The organism is Streptosporangium sp. NPDC000563, assembly GCF_040299985.1.
Lineage (GTDB): Bacteria > Actinomycetota > Actinomycetes > Streptosporangiales > Streptosporangiaceae > Streptosporangium.
The window spans coordinates 135,499-150,906 of sequence record NZ_JBEPDA010000010.1 but is presented as its reverse complement, the minus strand read 5'-3'; the positions used below and the strand labels follow the sequence as shown (position 1 = coordinate 150,906).

The following is a 15,408-nucleotide window of genomic DNA, read 5'->3' as shown; positions in this document are numbered from 1 at the left end:
CGGGGTCCCTCTCGTGGGGTATTCAGCGGGTAATAAGGTCTCACAGTAGGGCGGTGGGAGTTGTGAGTCCACCGGCTTTCCAGGGCCTCCGAGCGCCTCCCCGGAGAGAATCAGACCCTGAAGGACATCGTGATGAACGTGCCCGAGGCCCCGGTCTCGAACTTGATGTCGGAGCTGACCATCCGGGCCACCCACAACCCCATGCCGCTGGTCGCCTGCGGGCCGGGAGGCGTCTCGCCCGGAGCGGGTCCCGGGTCCCACTGGCCCTCGTCGTGGATCTCCACGAGGAGGGTCCGGCCGACCGTCCACATCCGCAACACCGCCTTGGCGGTGGTGTGACCGTGGATGACCGCGTTGGTGGCGACCTCGTTCAGCGCCACCAGGAAGTCGGCGAGGTTCTCCTGGGACATGCCACTCCGCACGGCCTGGGCGGCGGCGAAGTCGCGGACGTCGGGGAGATCGGGAAGGCAGAAGGCGAGTTCGGCGACGGCGGCGCCTGCGGGGATCATCCGGGAACGGCCGCCACTCGCCGTGAAACGAGCGGGACGAACACCGTCCTCGTTCACCCGAGATCCGCCTCCCCTGTTCCCGTTCGCCGTTGTCCTCAGCATCCGGGATCCATTCAAACGCACCTTACGCCACGTCCGTTGTCGCCGACTGGGGTGCCCCGCAACGGGCGGTCTATTCAGCATTCGGCGACAAGTTCCTCACGGAGCTGGTCAAGCACCTTCCGCAGGATACGGGACACGTGCATCTGGGAGATCCCGAATTCCGCCGCTATCTCGGCCTGGGTCATGTTGCCGAAGAAACGCAGCAGGAGGATGTTCTTCTCGCGCTCCGGCAACTTGTCGATCAGCGGCTTGACCGCCTCGCGGTCCACGAGCGTGCCCAGAGCATCGTCCTCGTCGGGGATCACGTCGCCCAGCGCGCCCGCGTCGTCGTCGGCGCCGAGGGGGGCGTCCAGTGAGAGCGCGCTGTAGGCGGCGGAGGCGTCGAGGGTGAGCAGGACGTCCTCTTCCGAGATCTTCATCTTCGTGGCCAGCTCGGCGACCGTGGGGGCTCGGCCGAGGTCCTGGCTGAGGTCCGCGACCAGGCGGTTCAGCTCGGCCCTGCGCTCCTGGTAGACGCGGGGAACGCGGATGGCCCAGGTGCGGTCGCGGAAGTGGCGCTTGACCTCACCGGTCATGGTGACCACGGCGTAGCCGCGGAAGGGGTGCCCGAGGGTCGGGTCGAAGCCGTTGATGGCCTTCATGAGCCCCACGTACGCGGCCTGCAGGAGGTCCTCCATCGGCTCGCCGCGGTAGCGGTAACGGCGGGCGATCTCCATGGCGAGGTGGCGGTGCATCTCGACGATGCGCTCACGCAGGCGCTCGGCGCGGTATTCGGAGATCTCAGGCAGGGACATCTCGGCGAGGAGGTCCTCAGCGGTCATGTCGGTGATTTCGAGTGCCTGAACAGACATTGCTGCTCCCTGGTATTACTGTCGGGCGAGCCGACCACGGAAGCAACATCCGGGCAGACGGCATCGCCTCGACCAATTTTCGAGGCGAGGCCCTCTGCTGGACCTCTGGGTTCCAGTATTCCCCCGAATCCAGGAGTATTACTCGCCCCCAGGTAACAGTAAGGTTGCTAATCGAATGGCACGAGGAGGCCCTGAGTGACGGTGTCGGAGAACGGCGAGAGATCGGCAGCTCTGACTCTCACGTCGGCGCTGGTCAGTGGGATCAACGTGATCCGGGTGACGGGTCTGCTTGACGCGACGACGAGGGATCAGTTCGCCGACTACCTGGCGGCGGAGACCGGCGAGCACGGTCTCGACATGGCGCTGGATCTGAGCGGTGTGACCTTCATGGACTCGCGCGCGCTGGGACTCATCGTCCACCACTGGCAGGTCAGCACCACCGCGGGCGCCAAGTTCGCCCTCATCGGGGTGGAGTACGCCAAGACCAAGGTGATGTGGATCACAGGGCTGGCCCAGCGGCTGCCCCTGTACGACACGATCGACGAGGCGATCGCCGCCTTTGGATAGCCCGTTTTCCGCACGTGCCGCCTTGTCGCGGATCGGCCGTGTCCGAGGAGGCGGGGCGGGTCACCGCCCGGGTTCGGGCAGGGGCACGTGCGGAAGGCGGAGCCGACCGGTGACGGCCCCCCGGTGCTCTCCCGACGATCCCGGGCCGGCCGCCGGCCGCCGGAAACCGCCCCCCACCGGGCCCTCAGCCCTCTTTCTTCTTCGTCTCGCGGTTGCGCTGGTGCTCCTCGACCAGCAGCTTGGCCAGGTCCGCGACCTTCACCTGGTGGTGCTGCGAGATTCGGCGCAACTCGTCGAAGGCGGCCTCGGCCGAGCAGCCGCTGGACTTCATGATGATGCCCTTGGCCTGGTCGATGATCGCCCGGCCCGCGAGAGCCTCCTGCATCTGGGCCGCGTCGGTGCGGACCTCGTCGTAGTCCCACATGTTGGCGAGGGCCACACCCACCTGCTCGGCGAGCATGTCGGCGAGCGGAGGGACGTTCCTCGCCGCGAAGACACCGGGACGCACCCCGTACATGCCGAGGACCAGGACGGCGTGCTCGATGACGATGGGCATCGCCAGGACCGAGCGGACGCCGCAGCGTACGGCCATGCCGGCGTAGGCGGGCCAGCGGGGCTCGTGCAGGACATCCTGGACGATCACGTGGCGCCCGGTGGCGCGGGCCTCGGACGAGGGCCCCTCGCCGATCTCCCCCTCGCTGTCGAGCAGGACGATGAGCTCGCTGTGGGAAGCTGAGACGACCATCCGTTCCTGTCGCCAGAGCTCGGCGGAGCCGCCCGCGCAACCGGGCACGCCGCCTGCGAGAGTGGCTGTGAGACCGCGCAGCACGCTCTCGCTCGACGTTTCCTCGCTCACCCTGCCGAGGGCCGCGAGGTCCCGGGCGAGAACGGGGGTGACCATGTCCATCTCGCGACTCCCCTCCCCTGTGTCGCTAACTTAACCACTATCCGACCGCGCATCGATTCGGCCCACCGGGTGGCGTACCGTCTACGACGGGACCAGTCCACTCCGGCCCCTGACGAGGACGAGCATTGACCGACGCCATTGGCCTTCAGACCCTGGAGCAGGCGCTGAACGCGCTGACCACCAGGATCTCCTCCCTGCGCGAGGCGAAGTCCGCCTACCCCGCCGACCCCCGGTCCACACTCGACGCGGCGCTGGCGGAGCTCGACACCGCCCGTGAGCTGCTGGATGCCTCGGTGCGCGAGCTGCGCAAGGCGCCCAAACGGTCGGGGGAGCGGGAGAGCGGGTCACAGCGGGAGCTCAAGCTGTTGCGGCAGGTGTTCCGCACCTTCCCCATCCCCGTGGTGGTGCTGGACGCCTCCGGGGTGGTGCGGCGGATCAGCGCCGAGACCTCCCGGATGCTCGGCAGCCCGGCGGGATACCTGATCGGCCGCTCGTTCCCGCTGTTCGTCGACGTCTCCCGGCGGGCGGCGTTCCGCTCGCACCTGACGGCGGTCCAGCAGGGCGGCCAGACCGCGACCCTCCAGACGCGGCTCGCCCACCAGGGCCGCGCGCACACGGTTCAGCTGGCCGTCACCCGGCTGACGATGCCGGGAGAGCCGCAGGAGATGGTCGCGGTCATGATCCTGCCGCTGGAGGCGCAGGTGGCGGGCCCGCCGCACGGCCCGGCCGACCGCTCGGACGCCACCCTGGTCATGGCCGCGGCGCGCCGGCAGGAGCTGCTGTCCAGGATGACCCGCCTGCTGCTCGACGAGGAGAGCCTGCGCCAGCCGGTGACCGTCACCAGGGCCGCACGGCTGCTCGCCGCCGAGTGGGCCGACTGGGTGATCGCCGACGTGGTCCGCGACGGCATGCCCAAACGTGCCTGCGTGCTGGGCCCGAGCGACAAGCCGGTGACCCAGCTGCTCCGCCTCGCCGAGGGGATGAACCCGCTGACCGCTCCGGCCGTCGCGCACGTGCTGACCGGCGGCTCCGGCGTGGTGCACGAGATGCTGGAGGACGACAGGCTGCTCGGCGACGTTCCCGGTGGCCCGCCGCTGCTGCGGGTGATGGGCGCCGCCTCGGTGCTGATCGTGCCGATCGGCGGCGAGAGCGGCGTGCTGGGAGCCCTCACCCTGGTGCGGCTGCGCGACCGCGAACCGTTCTCGCTCGCCGATCTGGGGCTGATGGAGGAGATCGGCGCCCACCTGGGGCTCGCGCTGCGCGCGCGGCGCAGCTTCCAGACCCGTTCCCGGGCGGCCGACGCGCTGCGGACCAGCGTGGTGCCCAGGAGCCTGCCGGACATCCCGGGATTCGAGGCCGCGGCCATCTACAACGCGGGTTCCAGCCCGGTCGGCGCCGAGTTCTACGACGTCTTCCGCGTCGGTGACGGATGGGGTTTCGCCCTCGGAGGGGCCGCGGGCAAGGGTGAGGAGGCCGCGTCGGTCAGCGCCATGGTCCGCAACGGCCTGCGCGTGCTCAGCGTCTGGGAGACCGACCCCGGCGAGGTGATGCGCAAGCTGAACCAGGCCCTGACCGCCCAGCACAACGGCATGTTCGTGATGGCGGTGACCGGGTTCATCAAGGCGCGCAGGATCAGGCTGGCCAGCGCGGGGCACCACCCGGCCGCGCTGCTGCTGCCCGACGGCGGGGTCCGGTTCACCGCGGGGGGTGGCGTTCCGCTGGGCATCGCTCCCGAGGCGGAGATGTTCACCGAGGAGCTCACCCTGGCCTCGGGCCAGACCCTGGTCTTCTACTCCGACGGCCTGGTCGCCTCGCAGAACGAGCTGGGTGAGTCCTACGGCGAGATCAGGCTGGCGGACGTGCTGGCGCGCTGCGTGGCGCAGTCCCCCGCCGAGATCGTCAAGACGGTGGAGGAGGACCGGCACGCGTTCTCCGGCGGGAGGGTCTGGGATGAGATCGTGATCCTCGCTCTTCGCGTCGTATGAGCCGGATAACCGGTCGAATTCGGTACGGACAGCCGGGCGAACGCCTCGACATCCCCCTGACCGGGGAGAACGCGGGAGCCGATCACACGTCCTGAGCTCCGGGGCCGAGGAGTCGCGGCAGCGCGGGACGCGTCGGGAGGCCCGGCTTCGCCTCAGGGGTTTGGCTTCTGCGCGGATCGGGGTATGGTTGACCTCATACAGACGTGTGCCTAAGACGCAGGCACCCCTGAAGGAATCACAGGCTCTTTATGCCTATCTCCTCCCAGAGGTGTGCCGTGAACATTGCATTCGTTTCCTCCGAGGCTCTCTCCTCCACCCAGGACGAGTCCGACCTCGCCGCCCAGCGCGCTCACCTGATGGCAGTGGCCCGTGAGCTCGGCCGCGAGCACAAAGTCACGATCTACACCCGCAGGAACTCCGACTCGGAGAAGGCCAGGGTTCGCGTGTCGCAGGGCGTCACGCTGGAGAACCTGACCGCCGGCCCCGCGCAGGACCTTCCGGAAGACAGCGTCCTGCCCTACCTGTCCGACCTCGGCGACCAGCTGATGCACCGCTGGGGACAGGACCGCCCGGACGTCATCCACGCGCACTCCTGGACCGGCGGGCTCGCCGCGATCGCCGGAGCGAACGGCCTCAACGTCCCGTTCACCCAGACCTTCAGCAGCGAGAACTCCCACGACGCCAAGAAGGTCCGGCTGCAGCGGGCCATCGGGCGCCGGGCCAGCGCGGTGATCGCCGGGTGCGGTGACGAGGAGAGCTCGCTGATCCGGCTGGGCGTGCCGCGCCGCAACATCTCGGTCATCCCGTGCGGCGTCGACGTCGAGCGGTTCCGTCGCCAGGGTCCGGCCGCCACGCGCGGCAACCGCCCCCGCCTGCTGCACGTGGGTCCGCTCACGGCCGACAAGGGCGTGCACACCGCGCTCCGCGCGCTGGAGGGCATTCCCGACGCCGAGCTGATCATCGCCGGTGGTCCCGCGTCCGTGGACCTGGAGCACGACGCCGAGGCGCACCGCATGATGCTGCTGGCCAAGGAGATCGGCGTCGACGACCGGATCACCGTTCTCGGGCACGTCCCGCACTCCTCGATCGCCAAGCTGATGCGCAGCGCCGACGTGGTTCTCTCCCTTCCCAGGGAGGCCCCGGCGGGCGTCGTGGCGCTGGAGGCCATGGCCTGCGGCGTCCCCGTCATCGCCTCGGCCGTGGGCGCCCACCTCGACTCCGTGGTGGACGGGGTGACCGGCCTGCTGGTGCCCGCCGACCGCCCGGCGCAGACCTCCCGTCTGACCCGCGAGCTGCTCGCCGACCCGACCCGCCGCACCGCGCTCGGCTTCGCCGGTGCCGACCGCGCCCGGTCCCGCTACTCCTGGGAGCGGATCAGCCAGGAACTCGTCCACGTCTACGAGACCGCGCTCTCCGGCTCCGCCCGCTGACCGCGTCCGCCGCGCCGGCCGGGCACCGCGGGCCACGCGGAACACCCTCCGAGACCGGGGATCCCTTCGAAGGGGTCCCCGGTCTTCGCGTGTCGGGCCCGTGTGCACAAGCGTGACCTACAGGGTGCCCTCGGTGGCGTTCGACGTGTCGCGCTCGCGCTCGCGTGCACGGGGGTGACGGCTCACGGCGGGTACGTGCGACGTCTACGACCGGGCCACGCGACGGTGCAGGACGACGCCGAGGCCGCTGGCGGCCAGCAGGACGACCCCGGCCAGGACCAGGATCACCGCACCGCCCACGGCGCCGTCCGTCCAGTCCCAGACCGCCTCGGGGACCGCGAGCGTCAGCCCGGCCACGCCACTGACGATCAGCACCCAGGTGCGCCACCGCCGGTACAGGGCCAGGCAGGCGAGCGCGATCGCCGCGGTCAGCCAGTATCCCCAGGCGCCTCCGTCCCACAGGACGGGCCACTGACCGCCGAAGAGCGCGATCGCCGCCCCCATGCCCAGGCCGAGGTCGCGCGGGACGAGCACCCCGGCCAGGGCGGCCGTCAGGATGAGCAGGCCCAGCGCGACATAGGCCAGGCCCCAGCCCGCGCCCTCCCGCCCGGCGAGGACGTCCAGCAGGCCGGTCACCGTGACCAGCGCGAAACCGCCGCAGGCCAGCAGGCCGATCGCGGTGGGCAACAGCGCGTAGGCCGTCGCCGCGACCACCAGCCCGGCCACCCCGGCGACGAGACCCTCGTGGCGGTCGACCACCACCCCCGCGCACAGGGCCGCCGTGGCCGAGCCCAGCGCGGCGAGCGTGGCCGCGACCCTGCCCTGCACGGCGGCCGTCCTGCCGGTCGCCGACCGCGCCGCCGCGCCGAGCCCCACGGCCACCGCGAGCAGGAGGACCGTGACCACGGCGAGGACCGCGATCCTCGCCGGCTGGGTCATCCGGTCCCAGCCCAGGCCGACGAAGGCCGCGGCACCGGCCAGGACGAGTGCACCGCCGACGTACGCGAGGATCTCGCTCCACCTGACCCGGTCGCCGGCCCCCGGCTCACGCAACGCCTCGCCGACGGCGCGGGCGACCGGCTCCACCTGCTCGGGGCGGAGCTCGCCGGACTCCACCAGGCCGGCCAGTGCTCGCCGTACGGCGTCAACGTCGTTCATGTGCGGAATCGTGGCACAGCCTGACCCGGACGGCACCCCCCGAACCAGTGGGACGTATGCGAAAACGAAATACCTCTGTTACTGGAGTGCGATTGTTGCTTTGATGTCCCCATGTCGATTCGTGGCACGTTCCTGGGCGTTCTGGCCGCCGCCCTCGCCCTCTCCTCGCTGCCCGCGACGGGGGCGGCCGCGCGGACGGACCCGTCCACCCCGCGCGGGTGGGGCAGCCCGATCCTGGTGGAGAACTTCAACGGCACCCGCGTGGACGACCGCAAGTGGGTCGTCTACCACTCCCCCGGTGCCGAGACCAACCCGCGCACCGGGCGGGCCTCGACCGTGGGCGGCGGCGTCCTGCGGCTCAAGGGCGGCTTCTACGGCGGCAGGGACCTGTCGGGGGGCATCGCGACCCGCGGCGCCCAGCGGTACGGGCGCTGGGAGGTGCGGCTGCGTGCCGAACGCGGCGCGGGCTACACCCCCGTGGCGCTGCTCTGGCCGTCCGACCAGGGGGGCGGCGAGTACGCGGAGGTCGACTTCGCGGAGATCATCGATCCGAGCCGCAGGTCGGGCGGGATCTTCGTGCATCGCGGCGACCGGCCGCAGGCCCAACGGCAGATGAGGGCCGACTTCACCCGGTGGCACACGGTCGCGGTCGACTGGCTGCCCGGACGGCTGACGTTCTGGCTGGACGGCAGGAAGGTGTGGGACTACCGGGGGCCGAACGTGCCGAGGAGCCGCTCCATGCACCTGACGCTCCAGAACGACGTGACGTGCAACCAGTGGTCGCCGTGCCGTAACGGCTCCACTCCTCCGACGGTCAGCATGTACGTGGACTGGGTGAAGATCTACCGGGCCCCCGTCTGACGGGACCCGGGGCTCAGAGCAGGCGGGCCGCCTTGAGGGCGAGGTGGACCAGCAGGCGGTCCTCGCCGTCGGCGAGGTTCCTGCCGGTGAGCCGCTCCGCCTTGGCCAGCCGGTAGTAGAGCGTCTGGCGGTGCACGCCGAGCGCACCGGCGGTCTCCTGGACGTGACCGGCGCGGTCGAGGTAGCCCTCCACGGTCCTGGCCAGCTCCGGGTCCTCGGCCAGCCCGGCGACCTCTTCCGCGAGCTCCCGCAGCCCCGCCGGTGACATGCGGGCGAGCAGCCGGTAGACGCCCAGTTTTGGCCAGGTGGCGACGGGCGCGAGCGCGGGCACCCGTCCGGCGACGCCGAGCGCGTGCACGGCCTCCCGCCAGCTTCGCCAGGCCTGCGCGGGCTCGTCCCTGGGTGCGCCGACGCCCACCACCGTTCCGTACATGCCCTGGATCCGGTCGGCCAGTTCCCCCGCCTGGCCCGCCGGGGCCAGGAGGGCGACCAGTGGCTCGCCCCGTACGGGAAACGCGGGGTCGGCGAGCACGGCGCGCGGGAGCGTCCAGAGGGCGGCGACCCGGTCCGGGGAGACGCGGGCGGCGATCGCCGCCACCGGGCCGCGCACGTCGTCCAGCCGTGTCAGTGCCCGGGAGCGTTCCTCGGCGTCGGAGGAGAACAGCTCCCGTAGGTTCGCACCCAGGTCCTGACGGCTGCGGGCCTCCTGGGCGAGGACGGTGGCGGCCCTGGAGACCAGGTCGCCGACCGAGGCGAGGACCTCGTCACCGAGTGTGCCGTCGTCGAGGAGCCACAGGTAGCCGTAGGTCACCTCGTGGTGCCGCAACGGCACGCACACCCGCGCGAGGACTCCCAGGTCGGCGTCGGCGGGGATGCGTACGGGGCCGCGTGCCCCGGCGATGCCGTACCCCTCGAAGTAGGCGCGTACCTGGTCCGTCGCGCGGCGTCGCAGAATGGACTCCTGGCGCACCACGTCGATGTCGCCGCTCTGCGCGGCGTAGGCCAGGAGCTGGAAGGCCCGGTCCTCCAGGGTGGCCGAGGCGCCGAGCCTGGTGGCGATCTCGTCTACCGTCTCCTGCAACACCCCACCATTGTCATACATGTGTATGAAAGCCCCGCCCGTCGATCGTGGCAGATGCACATGATGGCCGGGCGAGCGGAGGTTTTAGGCTGGAAACATGTTCGGTTCTCTCCTTCTCGGCGCGTCCCGGTCGCCGCTGGTACGGCGCGCGGTCTCCGGCGTGCCGCTGACCCGCAAGGTCGTCGATCGTTTCGTCGCGGGCGAGACGCCTCGGGAGGCGGTCGAGGCGATCCGCGGGCTCGCCGCCTCCGGGCTCGCCGTCACCGTCGACCACCTTGGCGAGGAGACGAGAGACTCCGCCGCCGCCGCCCAGACGGCCGGCGCGTACGTCACGCTGCTCGGCGCGCTGGGCGGGCTGGGGCTCGGTGACCGGGCCGAGGTGTCGGTGAAGCTCTCCGCGGTCGGCCAGGCGCTCGGCGCCGACGGCGACAAGATCGCCCTGGAGAACGCGCGGCGGATCTGCGAGGCGGCCGGCGACTGCGGGGCGAACGTCACCCTCGACATGGAGGACCACACCACGGTCGACTCCACGCTGGAGACCCTGCGGGCCCTGCGCCTGGACTTTCCCTCCACCGGTGTCGCCGTGCAGTCCTACCTTTTCCGCACCGAGGCCGACTGCCGCGACCTCGCGCACGAGGGATCGCGGGTGCGCCTGGTCAAGGGCGCCTACGCCGAGCCCGCCTCGGTGGCGCATCAGAGCAAGAACGAGGTCGACAAGGCCTACGTGCGCTGCCTGCGGATCCTCATGTCGGGGGCGGGCTACCCGATGGTGGCGACGCACGACGACCGGCTGATCTCGATCACCGAGACGCTCGCCGACCGGTTCTCCAGGTCCCGCGGCGACTACGAGTACCAGATGCTCTACGGGATCAGGGCCGACAAGCAGCTCGCCCTCGCCGGGGCGGGTCACACCGTGCGTGTCTACATCCCGTACGGAGACGACTGGTACGGCTACTTCATGCGCCGCCTGGCCGAGCGTCCGGCGAACATCGCCTTCTTCCTTCGTGCCCTTGGAGGCAACTAATGGATGCCATCTCCACCGTTCCCGCCCCGGTCAACGAGCCGGTGCTCGGCTACGCGCCCGGCAGCGCCGAGCGTACGGCGCTGGAGAACCGCGTCAAGGAGCTCGCCGGCGCCCAGCTGGACCTGACGATGACGATCGGCGGCGAGCAGCGGATGGGCGGCGGGGCCCCGATCGACGTGGTCCAGCCGCACAACCACGCCTCCGTGCTGGGCCGCATGGCGGACGCGAACGCCGACGACGTGCGCGCGGCGATCGACGCCTCGCTCGCGGCCGCGCCCGCGTGGCGCGCCCTGCCGTTCGACGAGCGGGCCGCGATCTTCCTGCGGGCCGCCGACCTGCTGGCCGGCCCCTACCGGCAGACGCTGAACGGCGCGACGATCCTGGGCCAGTCCAAGTCCGCGCAGCAGGCGGAGATCGACGCGGCCTGCGAGTTGATCGACTTCCTGCGCTTCAACGTGGACTTCGCGCGGCGGCTCCTCAGTGACCAGCCGATCTCCTCGCCCGGCGTGTGGAACCGGATGGAGTACCGGCCGCTGGAGGGCTTCGTCCTGGCGATCACGCCGTTCAACTTCACCGCCATCGCGGCGAACCTGCCGTCGGCTCCCGCCCTGATGGGCAACGTCGTCGTCTGGAAGCCCTCCCCCACCCAGCAGTTCTCCGCGCACTTCACCATGCGCCTGCTTGAGGAGGCGGGGCTGCCGCCGGGTGTCATCAACATGGTGACCGGCAACGGCGCGGCCGTCTCCGAGGTCGCCATGACCCACCCCGAGCTGGCGGCCATCCACTTCACCGGCTCCACGCCCACCTTCCAGCACCTGTGGTCCACGGTCGGCGCGAACATCGCCTCCTACCGGTCCTATCCGCGCCTGGTCGGCGAGACCGGCGGCAAGGACTTCGTGCTCGCCCACCCCTCGGCCGACCCCGCGGCGCTCACCACGGCGCTGATCCGCGGCGCGTTCGAGTACCAGGGGCAGAAGTGCTCGGCCGCCTCCCGCGCGTACGTGCCGCGCTCGGTCTGGTCGGTGATCCGCGACGAACTCGTGGGCACCGCCGAGTCGCTCACCGTCGGCGACGTGGCCGCGGACCTGTCGACCTTCATGGGCGCGGTCATCGACGAGCGGGCGTTCGCCAAGCACAGGGCCGCGATCGACCGGGCCCGCTCGCTCGACTCGATCAACGTGCTGACCGGGTCGTACGACGACTCGACCGGCTACTTCGTGAGGCCGACCATCCTGGAGTCGGCCGACCCCACCGACGAGATCTTCGTCAAGGAGTACTTCGGGCCGATCCTCGGCGTGCACGTCTACGACGACGCGGACTTCGACACGGTCCTGGACCAGATGGAGGGCGTCTCCCCGTACGCGCTGACCGGTTCGATCATGGCCCAGGACCGCTACGCGATCGCCTCGGCCTCGGAGCGGCTGCGCTTCGCGGCGGGCAACCTCTACATCAACGACAAGCCCACCGGCGCGGTCGTCGGCCAGCAGCCCTTCGGCGGGGGCCGGGCGTCGGGCACGAACGACAAGGCCGGGTCGATCCTCAACCTGACCCGCTGGGTGAGCGCCAGGACCGTCAAGGAGACCTTCGCCCCCCCGATTGTCAAGGGACCATATAGGGGTGACATTCCCCAGTCCGGCTGGGAGCAGCCTGATCTCAAGAAGTTCGGCTATTCCGAATAGGCCGTGAAAAGCGGTGACGCCCGGGTTCCGCATGCGAAACCCGGGCGTCACTCGTTTCCATCGTTTCCGGCTACAGCCAGGGCATCGACCCCACCCACGAGGTGCCGCCGCTGGCGTCCAGCCGGTACCAGCCCGGCCCGTACGCCGCCCGCAGTAACACCGGCTCCGTGCACGGGTCCTCCCCCGGCCCCAGCAACAGCCCCAGCTTCCGCGCGATCGTTCGATTCTGTTCGATCCACGCGTGGCACACGTCGTCCAGATCCAGCCCGTTGCACGGGCAGTTCGTGATCGTCCGAGGATCACCGCCCATCCCCCGCGGATCCCGGTGATGCTGCTGCGTCGCCGGCCGCCGACCGCACGCCTCGCAGATCCCCATCGACCGGGAACGGATCGCCGACCGCGTCGCGGCCGGGAAGCCGCTCACTCCAGTTCCTCGAGCGCGGCCACAACCGCATCGGCGATGGCCATCGCGTGCGCGTCCGGCGCCGCCGACACCTGCTCGCGGACCCGCCGGTCCCACTCGGCGATCGCGGCGCGCCGCGCGGCCGCCCGCCACGGCGGCGAGGCATCACCCCCACCGTCGGGCTTCGGCTTCTGGAACGCCCACACCGAGTCGGGCACGTCCAGCTTGACGGCGGCTCTCCCCCCGCAGTTCGGGCAGGCGAACAGATGCTGCGACTGCCCCGGCCCAGGCCCCCCGACCCCGCTCCGGCACATGGTCCACTGCATCGCGCTGGTCTGATGCTCCATCGGCCGCCCGCAGTGCCGCACGACGACCGAGCAGCCGGGCGGCAGGAACAGGCCCCGTTCGCGGTGCCCGTGGGTGGGCTCGTCCCGATCCTCGGGCCACGGCCGGCCCTGCAGCAGTGAGCCAGTCACGAGGGTTGCCGCACCGAGATGGTCACCGCCACCGGGCAGTGCGAGCAGGTGAACCTGTGGTCCGACAGCTCCTCGCCCTGGCCCGGCTTGCCGGTCCAGGTCACGCTGCTGCCGCGCTCCCTCATCGGCTGCCCGCAGTGCCGCAGCCGGACGTCGAATCCGTCCGGCATGAACAGCGCGGTGTCCGCAGGCGCGGCACCGTTCATGCCCGCCTCCGCTCCCAGCCGCAGTCCAGGCAGCGCACGGCGCCCGGCCACCAGAAATGGCCCCAGCTGAGCGCGCACCAGATGATCCGCCAGGGCCGGAACGGGATCGCCACGAGAGGCACCGACTCGGGAAGGGCGATCGCCATCGGCTGAAGTATCGGGATGGGGGCGGTGTTGTGCGGGGACTGCGCGGGGATACGCGGGATCACCTCGGTGATGGCGTCGGGGCTCATGGCCCAAGAGGAACGGCTGCTCATGGGCCGAATTTAGCGAGGTCATCCCGTGGATGTGCCAGTACGGCTCGCCGGTTCAGCCTTGACGCTTTGTGCTGTGACCTGGTCCAACGGCGATCTTCTCGTGATGTCGCACGCCGCACGGCAAAGGCCCCTTTACTTTGTCGATTCCTAAGATGGGGGCGGGGTGGTCGTTCGGCGGGCGCGGCGAGCAGGGCACTTCAGGGGCGGCGCCGCCGGAACGGGATGACGTTGTCGGGCCTCGGCGGCGCCACCGGAGGCGGGGCCGGCGGCTCATCGTCCAGGCCGGGAATGGCCAGCTGCGCGGAGGGGGCGCGGCTGCCGCAGGTCGTGTGGTGCGGGACGAACCGCTTCTCCAGCGGGTGCGCCGGATGCTCGCCGTCGGTGGCGGCGAGCAGGGAGCGGCACCACCACAGCTGCACGCCCCGGCGGTAGGCGGCGACGCTGCCGTGGACCGGGTCGGGTGTGACGTTCAGCGGCTGCCGCTTGCCGTTGCGCGTCACCGCGAAGAAGATCAGCGTGCCGCAGTGCTTGCACCGGGTCTTCTCCCGGCTGTTGGGCTCCACCGGTCAGGCGCCTTTGCGGATGGAGAAGTGGCAGCTGGGGCAGGGGCCGAGGTCGCGGTCTTCGGCGTCTTCGACGCGACGGCGGATCGGGTCGGAGCAGGTACCGCACCAGGGGATGACCGGTGGCCGGTCGGTGGCCTGGGTGGCGGCGTGCCACCACGGCCCGTCGTGGAGCAGACGGCCCGGGAACTGCGTGACCGGATCGCGGGCGAGCGCGAGGGCCGCGTGCCGGACGATCCACCACGGCCGCTCGACCACCGAGGCGTCGGTGAGGGTGCGGATGATCGACCGCGTCGACCAGTCGGGGCGCAGGCGGCGAAGGTCTGCGACCAACTCCATGATCTCCTCCCCCTCCTCCTCGTCCACAGCGAGGTCCTCTGGCGTGGGGAGGGAAGGGAGGGGGGTTTCCCCCCTTCTTTTAAAACCTCTATAAGGAATAGCTACCGCTCCCTGCGGCAAGGGTGGCCGCTGTGAGCGGCAAGGGTTGCCGCTGTCAGCGGCCAGGGCCCCACTATGCCCGTTCTGTGGTGGCCGCTCTGTGCGGCCACCTTGACCTGCGGTTTTTACCTCGTCTTTGAGCTTGGCGCGACTTACCTGGGGAAGGTTATCCACAGGCACACTCTCCGTAGTCGCGTCCGACTTCTCCCTGATACCCCTTTCCAGGCGGGCCAGTTTGGAGTCGTAGAGCACGTATCCGGAGGGGGCCCGCGACTTCGTACCGGGCTGGAAACGCACCAGCACTTCGACGTATCCGCACGCGACGAGCTTCTTGAGACCGCGGTCGAAGGAGTCGACCGACATGCCCATCACGGCGGCGATGTCGGCGCGCGTCAGCTCCTCCAGCGTCCTGTCGTAGTAGTCGGCGCACCGGACCAGACACACATAGGCGTCCTTAGCGTTGCGGTCCAGACGATCATCATCAAGAACCTCGAAATAGATCATTCCGAATGGGTCTTTGGACGCCTGAGCAACGCTGAAACGCTCGTTGTTGTCGGTCACTCGTCAGCCGATCGCCGGGGAGCGACGATCCCGCGAGAGCACAAAGTGAACGCGCCCGGATCCGGCGATGTGATCACCACGTAGCCAAGGTCGGCGAGCGCGCGGATCAGCCGCAGCGCCTCGTCGCGCCGGTGGTAGGGCATGCCGCTCGCGATCGTCTCCCAGGCATACAGGTGGCCCTCGGGAAATCCGGCCAGGTAGCCGAGCATCAGCAGCTGCTCCATGGTCAGCCGCGGATCGGCCAGCCACGCCGCAGGCAGCGGTCCTTCGCTCCTCATCGGCACCTCCCCGGCGCCGACGCGTGAACCGTCCGCACGAGCGGTGAAAGCACCGGAAGCGCGGTCCGGCAG

The 15,408-nt window shown here is 70.5% G+C and carries 18 protein-coding genes; 6 read left to right on the top strand and 12 right to left on the bottom strand.

From position 1 onward, the window contains the following. Positions 1-110: 110 nt before the first annotated feature. The gene (locus tag ABT352_RS23420; RefSeq protein WP_350947030.1) at positions 111-509 is read right to left on the bottom strand and encodes an ATP-binding protein; all 399 of its coding nucleotides are present in this window, start codon (positions 507-509) and stop codon (positions 111-113) included. Positions 510-685: 176 nt separating this feature from the next. Continuing rightward, positions 686-1,462: a SigB/SigF/SigG family RNA polymerase sigma factor gene (locus tag ABT352_RS23415; protein WP_350947029.1), complete on the bottom strand. Its 777-nt coding sequence runs from the start codon at positions 1,460-1,462 to the stop codon at positions 686-688. Between the two features lie 195 nt (positions 1,463-1,657). On the opposite strand from ABT352_RS23415, the gene ABT352_RS23410 reads away from it, so the two are divergent. Further along, positions 1,658-2,029 (top strand): STAS domain-containing protein, encoded by a 372-nt coding sequence (locus ABT352_RS23410; protein WP_350947028.1) that lies wholly within the window; start codon positions 1,658-1,660, stop codon positions 2,027-2,029. A gap of 184 nt (positions 2,030-2,213) precedes the next feature. On the opposite strand, the gene ABT352_RS23405 is transcribed toward ABT352_RS23410, so the two are convergent. Further along, the gene (locus ABT352_RS23405) at positions 2,214-2,936 is read right to left on the bottom strand and encodes an ANTAR domain-containing response regulator (protein WP_350947027.1); all 723 of its coding nucleotides are present in this window, start codon (positions 2,934-2,936) and stop codon (positions 2,214-2,216) included. Between the two features lie 125 nt (positions 2,937-3,061). Here ABT352_RS23405 and ABT352_RS23400 point away from each other — a divergent pair, with 125 nt between their 5' ends. Both ABT352_RS23400 and ABT352_RS23395 read left to right on the top strand, forming a co-directional pair. After that, positions 3,062-4,921, top strand: a complete 1,860-nt coding sequence (locus ABT352_RS23400; protein WP_350947026.1) for a SpoIIE family protein phosphatase — start codon at positions 3,062-3,064, stop codon at positions 4,919-4,921. Between the two features lie 275 nt (positions 4,922-5,196). Then, positions 5,197-6,351, top strand: coding sequence for a glycosyltransferase (locus tag ABT352_RS23395; RefSeq protein WP_350947025.1), 1,155 nt, complete (start codon positions 5,197-5,199; stop codon positions 6,349-6,351). Positions 6,352-6,555: 204 nt separating this feature from the next. Here the strand turns inward: ABT352_RS23395 and ABT352_RS23390 are convergent, their stop codons facing one another. Next, positions 6,556-7,509, bottom strand: coding sequence for a hypothetical protein (locus ABT352_RS23390; protein ID WP_350947024.1), 954 nt, complete (start codon positions 7,507-7,509; stop codon positions 6,556-6,558). A 111-nt stretch (positions 7,510-7,620) separates the two neighbouring features. Between ABT352_RS23390 and ABT352_RS23385 the strand changes: the two genes are divergently transcribed. Beyond that, a complete protein-coding gene (locus ABT352_RS23385; protein ID WP_350947023.1) occupies positions 7,621-8,370 on the top strand; it encodes a glycoside hydrolase family 16 protein in 750 nt (249 codons plus the stop codon). A 13-nt stretch (positions 8,371-8,383) separates the two neighbouring features. Here ABT352_RS23385 and ABT352_RS23380 read toward each other — a convergent pair whose 3' ends face one another. Next, entirely contained in the window at positions 8,384-9,454 is a 1,071-nt protein-coding gene (locus ABT352_RS23380; RefSeq protein WP_350947022.1) for a PucR family transcriptional regulator, read from the bottom strand. 94 nt (positions 9,455-9,548) lie between these two features. On the opposite strand from ABT352_RS23380, the gene ABT352_RS23375 reads away from it, so the two are divergent. After that, positions 9,549-10,475, top strand: a complete 927-nt coding sequence (locus ABT352_RS23375; RefSeq protein WP_350947021.1) for a proline dehydrogenase family protein — start codon at positions 9,549-9,551, stop codon at positions 10,473-10,475. After that, positions 10,475-12,154 (top strand): L-glutamate gamma-semialdehyde dehydrogenase, encoded by a 1,680-nt coding sequence (pruA, locus tag ABT352_RS23370; protein WP_350947020.1) that lies wholly within the window; start codon positions 10,475-10,477, stop codon positions 12,152-12,154. Before ABT352_RS23375 ends, pruA begins: the two co-directional genes overlap by 1 nt. A 70-nt stretch (positions 12,155-12,224) precedes the next feature. Here the strand turns inward: pruA and ABT352_RS23365 are convergent, their stop codons facing one another. From ABT352_RS23365 to ABT352_RS23335, 7 genes are all read right to left on the bottom strand, one after another. Next, complete coding sequence (locus tag ABT352_RS23365) at positions 12,225-12,464, bottom strand: hypothetical protein (RefSeq protein ID WP_350947019.1); 240 nt, start codon at positions 12,462-12,464, stop codon at positions 12,225-12,227. A gap of 110 nt (positions 12,465-12,574) precedes the next feature. Continuing rightward, positions 12,575-13,033, bottom strand: a complete 459-nt coding sequence (locus ABT352_RS23360; RefSeq protein WP_350947018.1) for a hypothetical protein — start codon at positions 13,031-13,033, stop codon at positions 12,575-12,577. After that, positions 13,030-13,239 carry a hypothetical protein gene (locus ABT352_RS23355; protein ID WP_350947017.1) on the bottom strand — a complete coding sequence of 70 codons (210 nt, stop codon included), beginning with the start codon at positions 13,237-13,239 and terminating at the stop codon, positions 13,030-13,032. Before ABT352_RS23355 ends, ABT352_RS23360 begins: the two co-directional genes overlap by 4 nt. Continuing rightward, complete coding sequence (locus tag ABT352_RS23350) at positions 13,236-13,472, bottom strand: hypothetical protein (protein WP_350947016.1); 237 nt, start codon at positions 13,470-13,472, stop codon at positions 13,236-13,238. Before ABT352_RS23350 ends, ABT352_RS23355 begins: the two co-directional genes overlap by 4 nt. Before the next feature lie 221 nt (positions 13,473-13,693). After that, positions 13,694-14,059, bottom strand: a complete 366-nt coding sequence (locus ABT352_RS23345) for a hypothetical protein (RefSeq protein ID WP_350947015.1) — start codon at positions 14,057-14,059, stop codon at positions 13,694-13,696. A 3-nt stretch (positions 14,060-14,062) separates the two neighbouring features. Next, positions 14,063-15,058, bottom strand: a complete 996-nt coding sequence (locus ABT352_RS23340; RefSeq protein WP_350947014.1) for a hypothetical protein — start codon at positions 15,056-15,058, stop codon at positions 14,063-14,065. Beyond that, entirely contained in the window at positions 15,055-15,336 is a 282-nt protein-coding gene (locus ABT352_RS23335) for a hypothetical protein (RefSeq protein WP_350947013.1), read from the bottom strand. Before ABT352_RS23335 ends, ABT352_RS23340 begins: the two co-directional genes overlap by 4 nt. Positions 15,337-15,408: the final 72 nt, after the last annotated feature.

Bases quoted from the DNA above. Each gene is read 5' to 3' on its own strand.
- ABT352_RS23390 (WP_350947024.1), bottom strand. From the start codon at position 7,509: ATGAACGACGTTGACGCCGTACGGCGAGCACTGGCCGGCCTGGTGGAG.
- ABT352_RS23375 (WP_350947021.1), top strand. From the start codon at position 9,549: ATGTTCGGTTCTCTCCTTCTCGGCGCGTCCCGGTCGCCGCTGGTACGG.
- ABT352_RS23365 (WP_350947019.1), bottom strand. From the start codon at position 12,464: ATGGGCGGTGATCCTCGGACGATCACGAACTGCCCGTGCAACGGGCTG.
- ABT352_RS23405 (WP_350947027.1), bottom strand. From the start codon at position 2,936: ATGGACATGGTCACCCCCGTTCTCGCCCGGGACCTCGCGGCCCTCGGC.
- ABT352_RS23355 (WP_350947017.1), bottom strand. From the start codon at position 13,239: ATGAACGGTGCCGCGCCTGCGGACACCGCGCTGTTCATGCCGGACGGA.
- ABT352_RS23350 (WP_350947016.1), bottom strand. From the start codon at position 13,472: ATGAGCCCCGACGCCATCACCGAGGTGATCCCGCGTATCCCCGCGCAG.
- ABT352_RS23385 (WP_350947023.1), top strand. From the start codon at position 7,621: ATGTCGATTCGTGGCACGTTCCTGGGCGTTCTGGCCGCCGCCCTCGCC.
- ABT352_RS23415 (WP_350947029.1), bottom strand. From the start codon at position 1,462: ATGTCTGTTCAGGCACTCGAAATCACCGACATGACCGCTGAGGACCTC.
- pruA (WP_350947020.1), top strand. From the start codon at position 10,475: ATGGATGCCATCTCCACCGTTCCCGCCCCGGTCAACGAGCCGGTGCTC.
- ABT352_RS23335 (WP_350947013.1), bottom strand. From the start codon at position 15,336: ATGAGGAGCGAAGGACCGCTGCCTGCGGCGTGGCTGGCCGATCCGCGG.
- ABT352_RS23420 (WP_350947030.1), bottom strand. From the start codon at position 509: ATGATCCCCGCAGGCGCCGCCGTCGCCGAACTCGCCTTCTGCCTTCCC.